At 60.3% G+C, this 17,014-nt stretch carries 17 protein-coding genes; 10 read left to right on the top strand and 7 right to left on the bottom strand.

All coding sequences use genetic code 11. From position 1 onward, the window contains the following. Positions 1-103: 103 nt before the first annotated feature. Positions 104-694: a TetR/AcrR family transcriptional regulator gene (locus BS629_RS35260; protein ID WP_026188688.1), complete on the top strand. Its 591-nt coding sequence runs from the start codon at positions 104-106 to the stop codon at positions 692-694. A 288-nt stretch (positions 695-982) separates the two neighbouring features. Beyond that, the gene (locus BS629_RS35255) at positions 983-1,552 is read left to right on the top strand and encodes a nucleoside 2-deoxyribosyltransferase (protein ID WP_018245583.1); all 570 of its coding nucleotides are present in this window, start codon (positions 983-985) and stop codon (positions 1,550-1,552) included. A 169-nt stretch (positions 1,553-1,721) separates the two neighbouring features. On the opposite strand, the gene BS629_RS35250 is transcribed toward BS629_RS35255, so the two are convergent. The 3 genes from BS629_RS35250 to BS629_RS35240 all read right to left on the bottom strand — a co-directional run bounded on the left by BS629_RS35250 (position 1,722) and on the right by BS629_RS35240 (position 6,063). After that, on the bottom strand, positions 1,722-3,068 hold the full coding sequence (locus BS629_RS35250) for an SLC13 family permease (RefSeq protein WP_018245582.1): 1,347 nt from the start codon (positions 3,066-3,068) through the stop codon (positions 1,722-1,724). 95 nt (positions 3,069-3,163) lie between these two features. Next, positions 3,164-4,678: a malonate--CoA ligase gene (locus BS629_RS35245; RefSeq protein WP_018245581.1), complete on the bottom strand. Its 1,515-nt coding sequence runs from the start codon at positions 4,676-4,678 to the stop codon at positions 3,164-3,166. Further along, the gene (locus tag BS629_RS35240) at positions 4,675-6,063 is read right to left on the bottom strand and encodes a malonyl-CoA decarboxylase (protein WP_018245580.1); all 1,389 of its coding nucleotides are present in this window, start codon (positions 6,061-6,063) and stop codon (positions 4,675-4,677) included. The genes BS629_RS35245 and BS629_RS35240 overlap by 4 nt, the downstream gene beginning before the upstream one ends. 163 nt (positions 6,064-6,226) lie before the next feature. Here BS629_RS35240 and BS629_RS35235 point away from each other — a divergent pair, with 163 nt between their 5' ends. Continuing rightward, the gene (locus BS629_RS35235; RefSeq protein WP_026188687.1) at positions 6,227-6,877 is read left to right on the top strand and encodes a GntR family transcriptional regulator; all 651 of its coding nucleotides are present in this window, start codon (positions 6,227-6,229) and stop codon (positions 6,875-6,877) included. Positions 6,878-7,056: 179 nt separating this feature from the next. On the opposite strand, the gene BS629_RS35230 is transcribed toward BS629_RS35235, so the two are convergent. After that, positions 7,057-7,248: an MAPEG family protein gene (locus tag BS629_RS35230; RefSeq protein ID WP_018245578.1), complete on the bottom strand. Its 192-nt coding sequence runs from the start codon at positions 7,246-7,248 to the stop codon at positions 7,057-7,059. Positions 7,249-7,257: 9 nt separating this feature from the next. Here BS629_RS35230 and BS629_RS35225 point away from each other — a divergent pair, with 9 nt between their 5' ends. Further along, positions 7,258-8,124 (top strand): creatininase family protein, encoded by an 867-nt coding sequence (locus BS629_RS35225; RefSeq protein ID WP_018245577.1) that lies wholly within the window; start codon positions 7,258-7,260, stop codon positions 8,122-8,124. Here BS629_RS35225 and BS629_RS35220 read toward each other — a convergent pair. Further along, positions 8,087-9,076, bottom strand: a complete 990-nt coding sequence (locus BS629_RS35220; protein WP_003562367.1) for a LysR family transcriptional regulator — start codon at positions 9,074-9,076, stop codon at positions 8,087-8,089. The two genes, BS629_RS35225 and BS629_RS35220, sit on opposite strands and share 38 nt — an antisense overlap. A gap of 184 nt (positions 9,077-9,260) precedes the next feature. On the opposite strand from BS629_RS35220, the gene BS629_RS35215 reads away from it, so the two are divergent. The 6 genes from BS629_RS35215 (at position 9,261) to BS629_RS35190 (ending at position 15,321) form a co-directional block, all read left to right on the top strand. Further along, positions 9,261-10,277 carry an ABC transporter substrate-binding protein gene (locus BS629_RS35215; protein ID WP_018245576.1) on the top strand — a complete coding sequence of 339 codons (1,017 nt, stop codon included), beginning with the start codon at positions 9,261-9,263 and terminating at the stop codon, positions 10,275-10,277. A gap of 75 nt (positions 10,278-10,352) precedes the next feature. After that, the gene (locus BS629_RS35210; RefSeq protein ID WP_018245575.1) at positions 10,353-11,177 is read left to right on the top strand and encodes an ABC transporter ATP-binding protein; all 825 of its coding nucleotides are present in this window, start codon (positions 10,353-10,355) and stop codon (positions 11,175-11,177) included. After that, a complete protein-coding gene (locus tag BS629_RS35205) occupies positions 11,177-12,019 on the top strand; it encodes an ABC transporter permease (RefSeq protein ID WP_032981327.1) in 843 nt (280 codons plus the stop codon). The genes BS629_RS35210 and BS629_RS35205 overlap by 1 nt, the downstream gene beginning before the upstream one ends. Then, entirely contained in the window at positions 12,019-13,332 is a 1,314-nt protein-coding gene (locus tag BS629_RS35200; protein WP_018245573.1) for a cytosine deaminase, read from the top strand. The genes BS629_RS35205 and BS629_RS35200 overlap by 1 nt, the downstream gene beginning before the upstream one ends. A 1-nt stretch (position 13,333) precedes the next feature. Continuing rightward, positions 13,334-14,743 (top strand): FAD-binding oxidoreductase, encoded by a 1,410-nt coding sequence (locus tag BS629_RS35195; protein WP_018245572.1) that lies wholly within the window; start codon positions 13,334-13,336, stop codon positions 14,741-14,743. Beyond that, positions 14,740-15,321 (top strand): NAD(P)H-dependent oxidoreductase, encoded by a 582-nt coding sequence (locus tag BS629_RS35190; RefSeq protein ID WP_018245571.1) that lies wholly within the window; start codon positions 14,740-14,742, stop codon positions 15,319-15,321. The genes BS629_RS35195 and BS629_RS35190 overlap by 4 nt, the downstream gene beginning before the upstream one ends. Positions 15,322-15,443: 122 nt before the next feature. Here the strand turns inward: BS629_RS35190 and BS629_RS35185 are convergent, their stop codons facing one another. Both BS629_RS35185 and BS629_RS35180 read right to left on the bottom strand, forming a co-directional pair. Next, entirely contained in the window at positions 15,444-15,833 is a 390-nt protein-coding gene (locus BS629_RS35185) for a RidA family protein (protein ID WP_018245570.1), read from the bottom strand. A 265-nt stretch (positions 15,834-16,098) separates the two neighbouring features. Next, positions 16,099-16,941, bottom strand: a complete 843-nt coding sequence (locus BS629_RS35180) for a beta-keto acid cleavage family enzyme (protein ID WP_032981329.1) — start codon at positions 16,939-16,941, stop codon at positions 16,099-16,101. Positions 16,942-17,014: the final 73 nt, after the last annotated feature.

Raw genomic sequence — 17,014 nt, 5'->3', positions numbered from 1 at the left:
GCTATCGGATAGAACACTTATATACGAAGCGTATGTGTCTAGATAATGCATACGTCCCGTATGTCAATGAAAAAGATACGCGGCGTATGTCAATGGAGTAGCCATGCGCAAACCGCGCCAGGAGATGATCGCAGAGACCCGCGGCAAACTTATCGCAGCCGGGCGGCGTGCCTTTGGCACGATCGGCTACGCGGAAGCTTCGATGGACGATTTCACCGGCGAAGCGGGACTGACGCGCGGGGCCCTCTATCACCATTTCGGTGACAAGAGGGGCCTGCTCCAGGCCGTCATCATGGAAATCGACGCGGAAATGACTGAACGGCTGAATGAGGTCTCGGCCGCCGCTCCCACGCGCTGGCAGGGCTTTGTCGATGAGTGCTCCGCTTATATCGAAATGGCGCTTGAGCCCGAAATCCAGCGCATCATGTTTCGCGATGGCCCTGCCGTACTCGGCGATATCTCGCAATGGCAGAACACCCCCGGCTGTATCGCCGCCCTCTCTCGCAGCCTCGACCGTCTCAAGGCCGATGGCGAGATCATCGACATCGACACCGAAACCGCCGCTCGCCTCATCAATGGCGCCAGCAGCCATATGGCGCTGTGGATCGCCAATGCGGAGAATCCGGAGGCGGTTTCGAAGCGGGCGGTCGCGGGGTTCAAGGCTATGTTGGGGAGCCTACGCAGACAGGAATGAGGTGTTTGATTCCCCGCTCAGTCGCCGCGGGCAGTTCATTGCGCACCGTGTTGACGTCGAGCGGGGCCGCGCCGCCAACATTGACATCGAGCACGAGCAGGCCTGACGTGGCGATGGCACCGCGTTGCCTATGCTGCACTTACAATCTGCAGCACGGCGGCGTGATCTCTACGCGTGCAGATACGCGCTGCGGCATGGGCGGTTTCGCCCACTGGATTGTGATCCTACTTCGCTGTAGAGCGAGGGAGGTATTTTGATGCCAAGCCCATCCCTTTTAGGTGCGATTCTATGATAAAAAAAGTTTATCTCGCCGGTCCGGAGGTCTTCCTTCCCAACGCCCGTGAAATGCTCGACCGCAAGGCGGCACTTGCCCGTGAGGCGGGACTTATTCCGCTCTCGCCTGGCGATCTGGAAATCCCGCACACGAACTCGAAGCGCGAGCGGGCGGCTGCGATAAACGCAGTGGACGAGAAGATGATGATTGAGGCTGACGCGATCATCGCCAATCTGACGCCCTTTCGTGGCATCGCCGCCGATACAGGGACGGCCTTCGAACTCGGCTTTATGTGCGCAAGCGGTAAGCCTGTGTTCGCCTACACGAATGTGGCCCGCGATCACAGCGGGCGGGTGAGCGATCTTTATGGCGGGGCCGTCGCCTATGATGCTGAAGGTCGACTGCGGGACCCGAATGGAATTGCGGTCGAGGATTTCGGCCTAGCCGACAATCTGATGCTGCACGCCGGAATTGAGCGGCGCGGTGGCGTCCTGATCATCGGAGACGCGGCGCGGGATGCACTCTATACGGATCTCGCCGCGTTCAAAGCGTGTCTTGCCGTCGCCGTTGAGAAACTGCGCTAAGGCGCCGAATGATAAGACGTCCTTCTAGTTGGCAAGAGCTGGCCCCCCGCTTCACGCCGGATCGCTCTCCCTTGAAAACGTTTTTCCCCGTTTCCGTGATCGGGACATCCACGGTCTCCAAGTGTGCCGAACAGGGCTCGGCACACTTTTCGCTGGGAGCAGCCCGTCGTCAAACCAGCCCGGGCACGACGAACACCAACCAGGCAACGATCGGACCGATGATAGCGATCAAGGCGCTGTAGATCAGTAGCTGTCGCAACACCTGCTCACGGCTGTCGTCCGGCGCATTGGCGACGACAAGGGCGCCGTTGGTGGAGAATGGGCTGGTGTCGACGATCGTCGTCGAGATGGCGATCGCCGCGACCACACCGATGGCGCTGATGTGCCCTTGCAGGAGGAACGGAACGGCAAGCGGGATGATCGCGCCGAGCAGCGCGGTCGAGGAAGCAAAGGCCGAGACGATGGCGCCCGTAAAGCAAAGCAGAAGCGCCACCAGTAGCGGCATGCCGAGACTGGATATGCCATTCGCCACGTAGTCGACCGTACCGGCCTTCTCCATGACGCCGACATAGGTGATGATGCCGGCAATCAGCAGCACGGTCGACCAACTGACCTTGTCGATTGCGGCCTTCTGGGTCTTCGGTGACAGCAGCGCGAGGACGACGGCGACGGTCATGGCGACGAGGCCAACATTGAACTTGAAAACCAGGGCGCCGATGCCGAGCGCCGTCAGGCCGATCAAGGTGGTAATTCTCTCATTGTTCAGACGCAACGTCGTCGCGGTATCGGCCGCCGTACCATAGGCATGCTCTCTGATCGGTTTTGCAGGCGTGCCGCCGTGGCCCCTGATCGACGCCGATACGCCCTCGGGATGGAGTTCGGGCAAGGGGCCAAGTGATGCGGGATCGTGCTTCATCACCCTCGCGCCACCGAACACGAAGAAGACCAGCACCGCGATCGCCAGGTTAAAGAAGAAGCTGGAAAGAAACAGCGAGGTCGGAGCGAAAGGCAGGCCGGCCTTCGCAACGATCTGGTTGGTGATTCCGCCATAGATGCTTATCGGCGAGAAGCCGCCTGCCTGCGCGCCGTGGATCACCATCAGACCCATCATCACCGGATGAATGCGGTACTGCACTGCAAAGCTCAACGCGACGGGTGCGAGAATGGCGACTGCAGCAGGCCCAAGTGCGCCGAAGCCAGTAATGATGGCGGCGACCAGGAACATCACCCAGGGAATCAAGCCGATCCGCCCGCGCACCAGGCGGACGGCACATTCGACGAGCCAGTCGATCGTGCCGTTGATCTGCGCTATGGCGAAGAGGTAGGTGACGGCGACGAGCGTCAGGAACAGATCACTCGGAAAGCCGGCAAATATATCGTTGGTTTTCATCCCGATGATCATGGAGCCGAGCACGAAGGCGCCGGCAAAAGCGAGCGCACCCATGTTGATTGGCTGGATCGTCGCAATGATGAACATGGCGATCAGCAGGCCTATGGACAGTAATTCAATACCCATGATTCCCCTCCCTCCGACGCCTCCGCGTCGCAGTTGCTGTTTTCAAGATTGATGCGGGATGTCGACGCACCCTCCTCCCAGAGGGCGCGGTCCTCTTACGTCCTGGTGTAAAGATCGGCGTATTGCTGCCGCAGGATGTTTTTCTGAACCTTGCCCATCGTGTTGCGCGGCAAGTCTTCGGCAAAGATGATGCGCTTGGGTTGTTTGTAGCGCGCGAGCCGGTCCTGGAGGGCGCTGACGATGGCCTTTTCATCGAGGACAGCGCCGGGTTTGCGCACGACGACGGCGGTCACGCCTTCTCCGAAATCGGGATGCGGCACGCCGATCACAGCGCTCTCAACCACACCCTCGATCTGGTCGATCTCGCCCTCCACCTCTTTCGGATAGATGTTGTATCCACCGGAAATCACCAGATCCTTGCCACGGCCGACGATGTGGACATAACCGTCCCGGTCGATCTTGCCGAGATCGCCGCTGATGAAGAAACCGTCGGCGGTGAATTCGGCCGCGGTTTTTTCGGGCATGCGCCAATAGCCCTTGAAAACGTTCGGCCCCTTGATCTCGATCATGCCTGTTTCTTCAGGCGGCAGCGCGAGCCCGGTGGCGGGATCGGTGACGCGCACCGTCACATCAGGCAGCGGGAAGCCGACCGTTCCGGCAATCCGTTTCCCCTCATAAGGGTTGGACGTGTTCATATTGGTTTCCGTCATGCCGTAGCGCTCGAGAATGGCGTGACCGGTACGTGCCTGGAACTCGGTATGTGTTTCTGCAAGCAGTGGAGCCGAACCGGAAATGAAGAGGCGGATGTTGGCGACTGCTTGCTTGTCGAGGCGCGGGCTTTGCAGGAGGCGCACGTAGAAGGTCGGCACGCCCATCAGCATCGTTGCCTGCGGCATCAGCGACAGGATCTCCTCCGGGTCGAACTTCGACAGCAGGAACATCGAGGCGCCGGCGAGTAAAGTGACGTTCGTGGCGACGAACAGCCCATGCGTGTGGAAGATCGGCAAGGCATGGATCAGTCGATCGCCGGCGGTGACGCGCCAAAAATCTCGCAAGGTCAGGGCGTTCGAGAGCAGGTTCCCATGCGTGAGCATCGCCCCCTTGGAGCGTCCCGTCGTTCCCGAGGTGTAGAGGATCGCAGCCAGATCATCGGCGGAGCGCGAGGCATCGACAAAGTCAGCCGGCTCATCGCGGGCGAGATCCAGCAACGAGCCGCTGCCATCAGCGTCGAGAGTTTCGACGATCGCACCGCGGGGCTTGGCGATTGTCTCCACGCCCGCTCGAGCCGACGATGCAACAACCACCAAACGCGGCTCCGCATCGCCGATAAAATAATCGAGCTCAGCCAGCGTATAGGCGGTGTTGAGCGGCAGGTAAACGGCGCCGCTTCGAAGACAGGCGAGATAGAGGATCAATGCCTCGGCACTTTTCTCGACCTGCACCGCAACGCGGTCGCCGGGGCGAATGCCGAGCGTGTCCATCGCGCCGGCAATGCGGCCGGAAAGAGCGACGGCGTCGTCATAGGTCCATGTGCGCGTGTTATCGATCCGGATGAATGGTGCGTTACCGGGCGCGGCGGCCCGCATGGCGTCGAAAAGATGGTTGCTCACTTTCGCCCTCCTCCAAGCGTTGAGTTCACTATCTGTGCGAATGGCCGGGAGCCTTGCTGGCCATTGCCGCCGCTGCGGCTTTCGTCGTTCTGGTTGAGCAGGCTTTTGACAGCAGGCGAGGCAATCACTTCGCCGCGCTGCGCCAGAGCCTCGTGGTTGGCCACGATGTCGTCGAGCTTGTAGAGATAGTTGACCATCAGGCCGTGTGCCTGCTGCATCGCCTTTGCCGAGCGGTCGCCAAGAAAATTCAGTCTTTCAAGTCGAGCGCCGTTGCCGAGATGGAAGCGGGCGACCGGATCGACGGGGCGGCCCTCCGGCGTCCGTTCGACCAGGAAATAGCGCGCCGCAAGAGGCAGCAGCACGCGCTCCACTTCGGTCGCCGTCTTCTTGTCGTCGGGCCAGTTCGGATCGTCCAGCGCCGTCAGCGTTTCCGGGCGCGCCTTGGCAAGCCAGCGGGCAAAGCCTGGAACGGGCGATAGCGTGACGAAGTTCTTCAGGCCGGGCAGGTCTCGGCGCAGATCTTCAACGACCTGTTTGATCAGGAAGTTGCCGAACGAGATCCCACGCAAGCCATCCTGGCAGTTGGAGATCGAATAGAAGACGGCCGTCGTCGCCTCGTCGGCGTTGATCTGCTCCCTGCCCTCGTCGAGCACATCCCCGATCGCGCGGGGCACCGATCGTGTGAGCGCCACCTCGACGAACACCAGCGGCTCGTCGGCTAGTCGGGGGTGGAAAAAGGCAAAGCAACGGCGGTCGGCCGGCGCCAATCGCCGACGCAATTCCTCCCAGCCGGCGATCTCGTGCACCGCCTCGTATTTGATGATCTTTTCCAGGATGTAAGCCGGCGTCGTCCAGTCGATGGGCCGCAGCGTCAAGAAGCCGCGATTGAACCAGGAGCCGAACAGATGCGTGAAGTCGGCGTCAAGCGCGTGATAACCTGCGGATTGATCTTTGGAAGCAAGCAGCTGCTGGCGCATCCGGACGAGCTTGGCGGTGCCGTTCGGCGCGTGATTCAATCGGCGCAGAAGCTCCTGTCGCCGCGGCTCGGCTGCCTGGTGGAGAGCAATGATCGCGGCAGAGCTTTTGTCAGCGCGGTATTTATCAATCGCCTGGTCGAGCTTGGTTGTGTCAGGCCCGAACTTTTCATGCAGCATAAGGAGGAATTTCTGCGCGCCCTCGCTCTCGAGCGCGCCCCAGCGATCGAGTATCTCGGCGGCAAGCGCCATGCCCGAGGCCTCGCCCCGGCTCGACAGCAGCATTTCACAGAGTGTCTGGAGATCGACCTTGGCTGCGACCTGCGTGGCGCGCGCGCCGGAAAACAGGAGCTGGCGTCCGCGATCCGTGATGCTCTGCAGCATGTCGGTGAAGAAGGAAGCCTCAGACATGCCATTTCTCCTCTCTTCCGCCGGCCAGCCAGGTGCGGACCTTTTTGACGGCTGCTTCCCATCCTCGGGTTTCACCGGTAGTATGTAGAATGCCACTCTTCGTACACGAGGTCAACAATCGTGTATACAAGAATAGCATTTGTGTATGAGGAAAGTGAAACGAATGTCCGAGAATGTCGGCCGATGGCTTCGGGATGAGATTGAAAATTCAATTCTTTCCAACGAGTTCTCTCCCGGTGAGCGGCTCGACGAAACGGTGCTTGCGACGCGTTTCGGGGTCTCCCGCACGCCGGTGCGCGAGGCGCTGATGCAGCTCGATGCCATTGGTCTCATCGAAATTCGACCGCGCAGAGGTGCTGTTGTCATCGATCCGGGGCCGCACCGCGTCTATGAGATGTTCGAAGTTATGGCGGAACTGGAGGGCCTGGCCGGGTCGCTCGCCGCACGGCGGCTGGACAAGACCTCTCGAGAAGCGATCACGGCCACCCACGGCCGCTGTGAGCAATCAGCCGCTGCCGGTGACAGTGATGCCTATTATTACGACAATGAGGAGTTCCATAAGGCCATCTACGCCGCCGGCCGAAGCGATTTCCTTGAGCAGCAATGTCTGCAATTGCATCGACGCCTGCGGCCTTATCGCCGCCTCCAACTACGTGTGCGCAACCGCCTGTCGACGTCCTTCTTGGAACATTGCGCCATCGTCGATGCGATCTTTGCCGGAGATGGAGATGAGGCCCGCCGGCTGCTGCGGGGTCATGTCGGCATTCAGGGCGAGAGGTTCAGCGATCTGGTCGCGAGCATGGCGGCCAGATGAGGCTCTAGCGCATAACCCCGAAAATCGGAACCGAATTTCGGAGAGGATTATGCGCAAATTCAAAGAGATAGAGCGCCCTTAACGCGTCTGAAAGACGCGCGGCGCTCTAGGCGTGGTGCTTCCAGATCGAATGCAACGGTCATCAGATAGGGCGAACCATCTCGCTGCCATCCCGCGAGTTAGTTCTTCATTGCGCCACCGGCGGCCACGATATCGTCTGGCGTATCGACGTCGAGGCTGCGAGCCACATATTCAATGAAGTTGCCTTGGATGCGGAAGCGTCGGCGCAGCGTCTCGTCGATGCGGTTGCCGACCATGCCTACGCCGGAGGAGTAACGCCCGCTGATGCGTACGAAAAAAAGCAGCGCCATGCGCAAAAAATGATGCTTTTCCGGCTTATCTTTATTCCCTACTCCCTATCGAAGCAGGTGACGAAAAGGGAAGACCGCATGGCTACGCCGTTTTACTGGAACGAGCTCAATACATACGATTTTGCCGGCCTCTCCCCCGAGACCACGATTGCCGTTCTGCCTATCGCCTCGACGGAACAGCACGGCCCGCATCTGCCGATCGCAACGGATGTCGCCATCGCGACCGGCATGCTGGCGGAGCTGAAGAGGCAGCGGCCGGAGGGTCTGGATATCCTGGTCCTTCCGACACAGGAGATCGGCAAGGCCAACGAACACATCTACGGCCCCGGCACGCTGTCGCTCAGTGCCGAGCTGCTCATCCCCGTCTGGACGGCGATTGGTGCGAAGGTTGCCGAAGCCGGGCTGCGGAAGATGGTGATCGTCAATTCCCACGGCGGCAATGTCGACATCATGAGCATCGTCGCGCGCGAACTGCGCGTGCGCCATCAAATGGCGGTGGTCTCCACCCAATGGGGCCGTTTCGGTCATCCGGAAGGTATGGTCAGCGATCACGAGAGCAAATACGGCATCCACGGCGGCGATGTCGAGACGTCGTTGATGCTGCACTTCCGCCCCGAACTGGTGCGCATGGACAAGGCCCAAAACTTTGCCTCGAAGGCCGAAGGGATGCGGGAGCAATCCAAATTTCTTCAGCCTCTGCCGCCGCATTCGCTGGCCTGGATCGCGCATGACCTCAATCCCTTCGGCGTTGTCGGCGATGCCTCGATCGCCAAAGCCGAAAAGGGCGAGGCGATCTGCCGCCATCAGGTCAAGGGGTTTGTCGAGCTGCTCCAGGATCTCAAGGCCTATCCGCTTTCGAATCTCTATGTGAAATAGGCTCAGCCGCGGGTTTCACATCCGGTGGGATATGACCCTTGGCCTGCAATTCCTGCACCAGGCCGAGCAGTTCGGCGAGCAGATATTCGACGAAAAGACTGGTGGCCGCGTCGAGGGGCGCGCGGGCGCGGGCAAACAGCTTCATCTGCTGGTAACGCGCATGCGGCTCGGCGATCGGCCGGAAGACCAGTTCACCGCGCCGGCATTCGGTGATGACGTCGAGCGGATTGAGCAGCGTCAGCCCCGTGCCGCATTTGACGAGCTGTTTCAGCATCTCCGATGCATTGGTTTCCAGCACCGGCTCGACCGAGATGGGCAGGCGCGCAAAAGCAAGGTTGATCACCTCGCGCAGGCTGGTGCCCGGCTGCGCCAGAACCAGTTTTTCCTGGGTGACATCGGCGAGGTTGATCGGTCCGGGACCGATCAGGTGATGCCCCGGCGGCAGCACGACACCGATCGGGATATCGAAATTTCCAAGCGTGCGGATGCCCGGCGTGGCGGGGATGTTGAAGCCGAGACCGATATCCACTTCGCCTGATACAACGGGGCTGGCCGTCGTGCCGCCGGTATCGTTGCGCAGCTGGACGAAGACGCGCGGATGTTCTGAAAGAAAGCGCGCGATGATTTCGGGCAGAGGCCCGGCGGCAAGCCCAACGGTCGTCACCATGCGCACCTTTCCCGCCTGCTGCATCTTGAGGCTGCGGATGCGCCCCTCGAGGCGCTCGTAATTCTTCAGCACGTCCCGGATATGCTCGATACAGAGTTCGCCAGCCGCCGTCAGCCGCAGGCCACGCGGCAGCCGCTCGAAAAGCGGCGCCCCGATCTCCTCCTCCAGCGCCAAAATCTGCCTGTTGACCGCCGAAGACGCCACGTTGAGGCGCGCGGCCGCCTTGCGGATCGAACCGCAACGGGCGATCTCATTGATGTAAAGAAGGCGTCTGGAGTGCAACATGATCTCTCCAATGCATAAATTTTGCGCAGGACGCACAAATTATCTTCAGCTTTCCCAGAGATGCCGAAAAGGCATCAATGCGCACGAATTTTGATGCTTTTCAAAGCGCATGGCAATGGCTCAAATTCCCTCAAAAGGGAGCCGAGCAAGGCGTCCCTCGACCACAAAAGGGGAACTGCCGACCATGTTGAAAGCACTGATGAAGACGCAATTCCTGAGCTGCCTCGGCCTCGCTTCGATGCTTGCCGCCGCCTCGCCGGCGCTTGCCCTCGACAAGGTGAGCTACGGGACGAACTGGCTTGCCCAGGCGGAACATGGCGGCTTCTACCAAGCCGTTGCCGACGGCACCTATGCAAAATACGGCCTCGACGTCACCATCGTCCAGGGCGGCCCGAATGCTGCAAACAGCGCGCTGCTGATATCCGGCAAGCTCGATTTCTACATGGGCGGCCCTCAGGGCGAAATATCCGCCGTCGAACAGGGCATTCCGCTGGTCGATGTCGCCGCGATCTTCCAAAAGGATCCGCAGGTGCTGATCGCCCATCCGGACAATGGCGTCGACAAGTTCGAGGACCTCGCCAAGCTGAAAACGCTGTTCCTCAGCAAGGACGGCTACCTCACCTATTTCGAATGGATGAAGGCAAACTTCAAAGGTTTCAAGGACGAGCAGTACAAGCCCTATAACTTCAGTCCCGCCCCCTTCCTCGCAGACAAGGACTCTGCCCAGCAGGGGTACCTGACCTCCGAACCTTACGAGATCCAGAAGCAGGCAGGCTTCGAGCCGAAGGTCTTCCTGCTCGCCGACAACGGCTACTCGCCCTATTCGACGATGATCACGACAACACAGGCGATGATCGACAGCAAGTCCGATGTCGTGCAGCGCTTCGTCGATGCCTCGATCGAGGGCTGGTACAACTACCTCCATGGCGACAACAGCAAGGCGAACGAGCTGATCAAGAAGGATAATCCTGAAATGACGGATGGCCAGCTCGCCTACTCGATCGCCAAGATGAAGGAATACGGCATCATCGAATCCGGCGACAGCCTCGACAAGGGCATCGGCTGCATCACCGATGCGCACTACAAGACGTTCTTCAACGAGATGGTGGCGATCAAGGTCTTCAAGCCGGAGACGGATTACACCAAAGCGTTTACGACGAAGTTCGTCTGCAAGAGCACCGGTGTGGCACTGAAGAAGTAGGCCGACCGACGGCTCTCCCCTGGTCCGCCATTGAGGACGTGGCGGGCCGTATCCTCCCGCATGAACGAGACAGCAATGCTCCCAGCAGACATCCAGGCGGTATCCCCGAAAGAGACGCGCAAGCGGCCGCTTGTTGTCATGCAGTCGGTCTCGAAGGTCTTTTCCAGCGGCACTGTCGCTCTTTCGAACATGTCGCTCACGGTCGAAAGCGGCGAGTTTGTCAGCCTGCTCGGCCCTTCCGGCTGCGGCAAGTCGACGGCGCTGCGCATCATAGCCGGTCTCGGCGATGTCACCTCGGGAACGATCGACTGGCCGAGTTCGCGCATCAATTCCAGAGGTCTGCCGGAGGGCGATATCGGCTTTGTCTTCCAGGAGCCGACGTTGATGCCCTGGAAGAACGTGTTCGACAACGTCCATCTGCCGCTGAGGTTGAGGCGCGTTTCGAAGGCAGCCGCGCATGATCAGATCATGGAAGTGCTGACCACTGTCGGCCTTCAGGATTTTGCCAAGGCCTATCCGCGCGAACTTTCCGGCGGCATGAAGATGCGCGTCTCGATCGCCCGTGCGCTGGTGACGAAGCCGAAGCTGCTGCTGATGGACGAGCCTTTCGCCGCGCTCGATGAGATCACCCGCCAGAAACTCAACGACGACGTGCTGCGGCTGTGGAAGGCGACCGGCATTACGGTGATTTTCGTGACGCATTCGGTCTTCGAGTCCGCCTATCTCTCGAACCGCATCGTCGTGATGAAGGCAAGGCCCGGGCGCGTGCATGCCGACGTCCCGCTGATCACCAGCCTCGAACGCGACGCGCACTACCGCACCTCGGAAGAATACCGCAAGGCCTGCGAAACGGTATCGCATTCGCTGATCGGGGCGATCAATTCGGCAGGGGATCATTGATGAGTGATGAAACAGACACATCGCCGCTGCTCGTTAAGGGTACCGCAAGCGCAAGGCGCCGCGATCTTGCGCTGCGCATCGCAATCCCCTTCCTCGTCATCGCTCTGTTGATCCTCGTCTGGTACGCCTATGTGAAACTGTCGGGCGTGCCGCCCTATATCCTGCCAGGACCGGCCGCTGTGGCAAATGCCTTCGTGACGGATTGGGGTACGCTCGCCCCTGCCCTCTGGGTCACCACCAAGATCACCTTCATGTCGCTGATGCTGGCGCTTGTCGGCGGCGTCGGCTTTGCGATCTTCCTGGTGCAATCGCGCTGGGTCGAGCTTGCCTTCTATCCCCTTGCCGTCATCCTGCAGGTAACGCCGATCGTGGCGATCTCGCCGCTGATCCTGATCTACGCTCCCTCCACGCAGGTCGCGCTCCTCATCTGCGCCTTCCTCGTCGCATTCTTCCCGATCCTGTCGAACATGGTGCAGGGCCTGAAGAGCGTCGACCATAACCTCATCAACCTCTTCGAGCTCTATGGCGCCTCGCGCTGGCAGACGCTGATCCATCTGAAGATCCCGGCCGCCCAGCCCTATTTCATGACCGGTCTTCGCATCGGCGGCGGGCTCGCGCTGATCGCCGCCGTCGTCGCTGAATTTGCCGCGGGCTCCGCCGGTGCCGGCTCCGGCCTCGCCTTCCGCCTGCTCGAAGCGCAGTACCGGATGAACATCCCGCGCCTCTTCGCAGCGCTGTTGATGCTCTCCATGCTTGGGGTAGCGATCTTCGGCCTCACCACCCTCATTGCCTGGCTGAGCCTTCACCGCTGGCATGAAAGCAGCATCAAACGGGAAAACTGATGACTTATTCTTTCATATCCCCGCCAAATGCGGCCCGCTTCGTGCTGAGCAATGCGACAGTGCCCGTCGTCACCCTCGAGCATGTCGACGTGCCAATCACCGAGGGACTGGCCACGGTCGATATCGTCATCAGCGACGGCATGATTGCAGCCATCCGGCCGGCCGGCGCCGCACCCGCCGATTATGCCAGGATCGATCTCAAGGACGGCATGGTCTGGCCGTGTTTTGCCGATATCCATACTCATCTCGACAAAGGCCATATCTGGCCACGCCAGGCCAATCCCGACGGCAGCTTCATGGGCGCGCTCGATGCCGTCAGGGCCGACCGGGAAGCCAACTGGTCGGCCGCGGACGTCAAACGGCGCATGGAATTCTCGCTCCGCTCCGCCTATGCCCATGGGACCAGCCTGATCCGCACGCACCTGGATTCGCTTGCGCCCCAGCATCGCATCTCCTTCGAAGTTTTTGACGAAATCCGGGATGCCTGGAAGGACAGGATCGCGCTGCAGGCGGTCGCCCTCTTCCCGCTGGATGCCATGGCAGACAGCACCTTCTTTGCCGATCTCGTCACGGTCATCCGGCAGACCGGCGGCCTGCTTGGCGGCGTCACCAGGATGGGGCCGGAGCTTGTCTGGCAGCTCGACACGCTCTTCAGGACTGCCGCGGAGCATGGCCTGGATGTCGATCTGCATGTGGACGAGACGGATGATCGCGGCGCCGAGACACTGAAGGCAATCGCCGAGGCCGTGCTGCGCAACGGGTTCGAGGGCAAGGTGACCGCCGGCCATTGCTGCTCGCTCGCCCGCCAGGACGAAGACACCGCCGCGCGCACCGTCGCGTTGGTCGCCAAGGCAGGTATCGCGGTCATCGCACTGCCGATGTGCAACATGTATCTACAGGATCGCTATCCCGGCCGCACCCCGCGCTGGCGCGGCGTCACGCTGTTCAAGGAGCTGGCCGCTGCCGGTGTCGCGACCGCGGTCGCATCCGACAATACGCGTGACCCCTTCTATGCTTATGGCGATCTCGATCCAGTGGAGGTCTTCCGCGAGGCCGTGAGGATTCTGCATCTCGACCATCCGCTCGATACTGCCGCCCGCGTCGTCACCACCTCGCCCGCCGCCATCGTCGGACGGTCGGACAAGGGCCGTATCGCCGCCGGCGATCCGGCCGATCTCGTGCTCTTCAGCGCGCGGCGCTGGAGTGAATTCCTGTCCCGTCCGCAGTCTGACCGCGTCGTGCTTCGCCGCGGCAAGGTGATCGACCGCAGCCTGCCGGATTACCGTGAACTCGATAACGTCGTTGGAGCCTGACATGGCCGATTATCAGAAGATCAAAAAGGAACTCGAAGGCATCGCCGTTGAGGACAATCCGGCGCTGGTTCGCCAGAAGAGCCGGGATTTCTATTGGTATTCGCCTGTACTCAAAGCCCAGCTCGACAATGTGACGGCCGATATCGTCGTCACACCGAAGACCGAGGAAGAGGTCATCCGGACGCTGAAGGTCGCCTTTGCCCATGGCGTGCCGGTCACGCCGCGCGGCGCCGGCACCGGCAATTACGGCCAGGCCATGCCACTTTCCGGCGGCATCGTTCTCAATCTTGCAGCCATGGACAAGATCAAGGAGATCCATCCCGGCCGCGTCATCTGCGAACCGGGCATCGTGCTTGCCCAACTCGACAAGCAGACCAAGGCCCATTCCGGCCAAGAGCTGCGTTTCCACCCCTCCACCGCCCAGACGGCGACGGTCGGCGGCTTCATCGCCGGCGGTTCTGGCGGCGTCGGCTCGATCACCTGGGGCGGCTTGCGCGACCTCGGCAACATCCTGCGGCTGCGCGTCGTCACCATGGAGGCCGAACCGCGCGTCCTCGATCTCACCGGCTGGGATCTCCAGAAAGTGAGCCATGCCTACGGCACGAACGGCATCATCACCGAGATTGAGATGCCGCTCGCACCTGCCTATGACTGGGTCGATGTGCTCGTCGGCTATGACGACTTCATGGAAGCGGTGCGCTTCTCCGACGCGCTGGCGAAATGCAACGGCATCCTCGTCAAGGAGATCGCGCCGATCGCCGCTCCCATTCCTTTCGATTATTTCACCCGCCACAAGCCTTACATCCGTCAGGGCCAGTCGATCGTCGTGCTGATGATTGCGCCGCACTCCATGGATGCCTTTCTTGCCTTCACGGCGGCGCAGAAGGGCGAGATCATGTTCCGCTCCGACAAAGTGGAAAGCATGCGCGGCATTCCGCATGCCTATGAGCTTGCCTGGAACCACACGACATTGCGTGCGCTGAAGGTCGACCCGAGCTTCACCTATCTGCAGGTGCAATATCCAGGCCCGGACCATGTCGCCAAGGTGCGGAAGATGGTCGAAATTTTCGGTGACGAAGTGCCAGGGCATCTCGAATTCATCAAGTTTGACGGCCAGATCCAGTGCTCCGGCCTGCCGTTGGTCCGCTATACCACCGAAGAGCGGCTGGAAGAGATCATCAAGATCCACCAGGACAATGGATGCCCGATCTTCAACCCGCACCGCTATACGCTTGAAGAAGGCGGCATGAAGCGCACCGACGCTGTTCAGCTTGCCTTCAAGCAGGAAACCGATCCGAAGGGCCTGCTCAATCCCGGCAAGATGATTGCGTGGGAAAATCCTGATTTCGATTTCAACGCCGGCAAGAACTATCTCTTCCCCGGCCTGGCGGCCCTGATGGAGGCTTCATGAGGGTTCTCGTCCTCCACTCTCACCCGGTCGAGGAAAGTTACGGCAAGGCGCTTTACCGGCAGACCGTCGAGAGCCTTGAGAAGGCCGGGCATATGGTGGACGCCTGCGACCTCTATGAAGAGCAGTTCGATCCGGTGCTCTCGCGCCACGACCGGCTCGTCTATCACGACTATCCAGAAAATCTGAAGCTGGTGGCGCCCCATGTCGACCGGCTCAAAGCGGCCGAGGGGCTGGTGATCTGCACCCCGATCTGGAACTTCGGCTTTCCGGCTATCCTGAAGGGATATTTCGACCGTGTGTGGCTACCGGGTGTTTCCTTCCAATTGGTCAACGGCAAGGTAGAATCGCGGCTGCGCCACATCCGCAAGCTCGCAGCCGTCCTGACTTACGGGGCAACGCCCTTCCGCGCCTTCGCCGCCGGCAACCCGCCGAAGAAAATCGTCAAGCGCGTGCTGAGGGCGCAGATCAATCCGGTGAGGCCGGTGACGTTCCTCGCCCATTACGATATGAACAATTGCACGCCAGAGACGCGGGCAAAATTCCTCACCCGCGTCGGAGACGCGATGGAGCGATTCTAGAGCAATTCGAGCAAAAGTGTGCCGCGGTTTTGCCAGGCAAAGCGCGAAGCGCTCTTGCCGGGAATTGCGTGAAAACAAAGAGGTAGAGCATCTCGGTGCTTCGAAGAAAAAACGGAAATACTCTACAAGATTTTCGCGGCCGTCACCTCGACCTCGACGAGGAACTCAGGGCGCGTAAAACCGCCGATGACGAGCAAGGTGGAAACCGGCTTCGGATCGAGCGTATAGCGATCCCGGACAGCCATATAGGCCGGGAAATCCTCACGGCGGGTGACGAAGCCCGAAATGCGGATCACATCGGCAAAACTCATCTCTGCCTCCTGCAGAATCGCCTTGATCGCCTCGAAGCAGAGTTCCGCCTGAGCAGTGATGTCGCTCGGAACAGCATCATCGAGACCGATACCAAGCTGGCCCGACGTGACCAGGAGCGATGCGCCGGGCGGCACGAGCAGGCCGTGATTGTAATTTCCAAAAGGCCGGCGTACCGACGCCGGATTGAAGGTCTTCTTCATCGCTGAACTTTCCCGTAGGTCTGCAGATGCCGACCCTACAAGATGCAGCGGGATATGAGAATATCGCTGCCGCCCATAATGTCTTGCGACAAGAGGCAGGACGATCGCCTTGATGGGATACGAAACGCAGACCCCGTAATTCAGCGGTACGCCATAGGAGAAAGGGTGACCTGCCAGGCTTTCGATCCGATGCCACCGCTTTGTGAGCAATCCGCCATTCCTGCCGTAGCCTTTTCTGCAAATGCTGGAACCGCCGGCGCATTGGCTAACTTGCTAGTTTAATCAATCGCTGCCTGAGATCGACGCCGCTTTCCAGTTTGTAATTTAAGCTCTGAACTGTCTGAGACACAGCGATGACAAGATCTTCGTTGCCGGATGCAGCCGCTCCATTGGGAAGCCGGGTATTGTTCTCAAAACCCACCCGCACATTTCCTCCAAACAGCGCGCCCGCTGAAACGCAGGCTGCTTCATGACGGCCGAATGCACAAACACTCCAATGCTCGAAACGTGGAATGCCGGTCGCCAGAAATGGCAGGAGATCGGTCGGCTGCGATGTCTGTTCTGCCGTGTATCGCCCAAGCACAAAGAGCACGGAAATGGTGCGCCAGGGTATGAGGCCGCGCGTCTGCATGTCCGCAAGCACTACAGCCTCGGAGGGATCGTAGAGTATGATCTGGGGGAGTACACCCTCCCGCGCCATCCAGGCCAGGAGATCGGCGAAGGCAGCTTCGAACGAGGTGTCCGGGACAAGTTCCCGTAGCGCGAGTGACACCGCTTCCGGGCATGTCTCCTTGACGACTGCGATCTGCTCGGCCGGCGTATAAACTCCGAGTGCCTCACTGGTGATCTGCACGACGAGGTCATCACCGACGCGTGACCGGATAGCCGACATCGCCTTCCGGTATGCGTCCGCATCGAGAAGATGGCTGCCATCATTCTTGCGAACGTGGACATGAATCATCGCGGCGCCCGCCTCTTTGCATCGAACGGCGGTCTCGGCAAGCTCCGTTGCTGTCAAAGGAAGGTTCGGATGTTCCAGCTTGGTCTTGCGGCCTCCGTTCGGAGCCACCGCTATTGCGACGGACTTCAAACCAGTCTCAATACTCATGAAAGCGCTCCTCGCCTTGATCCATACGGATCATAGTATACTTTTGTGAAACATATGTTGCAATTGCCTGCAA

It is taken from the genome of Rhizobium leguminosarum bv. viciae USDA 2370 (assembly GCF_002008365.1).
In the GTDB taxonomy this organism is placed as follows: Bacteria; Pseudomonadota; Alphaproteobacteria; order Rhizobiales; family Rhizobiaceae; genus Rhizobium; species Rhizobium leguminosarum.
This window is presented reverse-complemented; position numbering and strand designations above follow the sequence as displayed.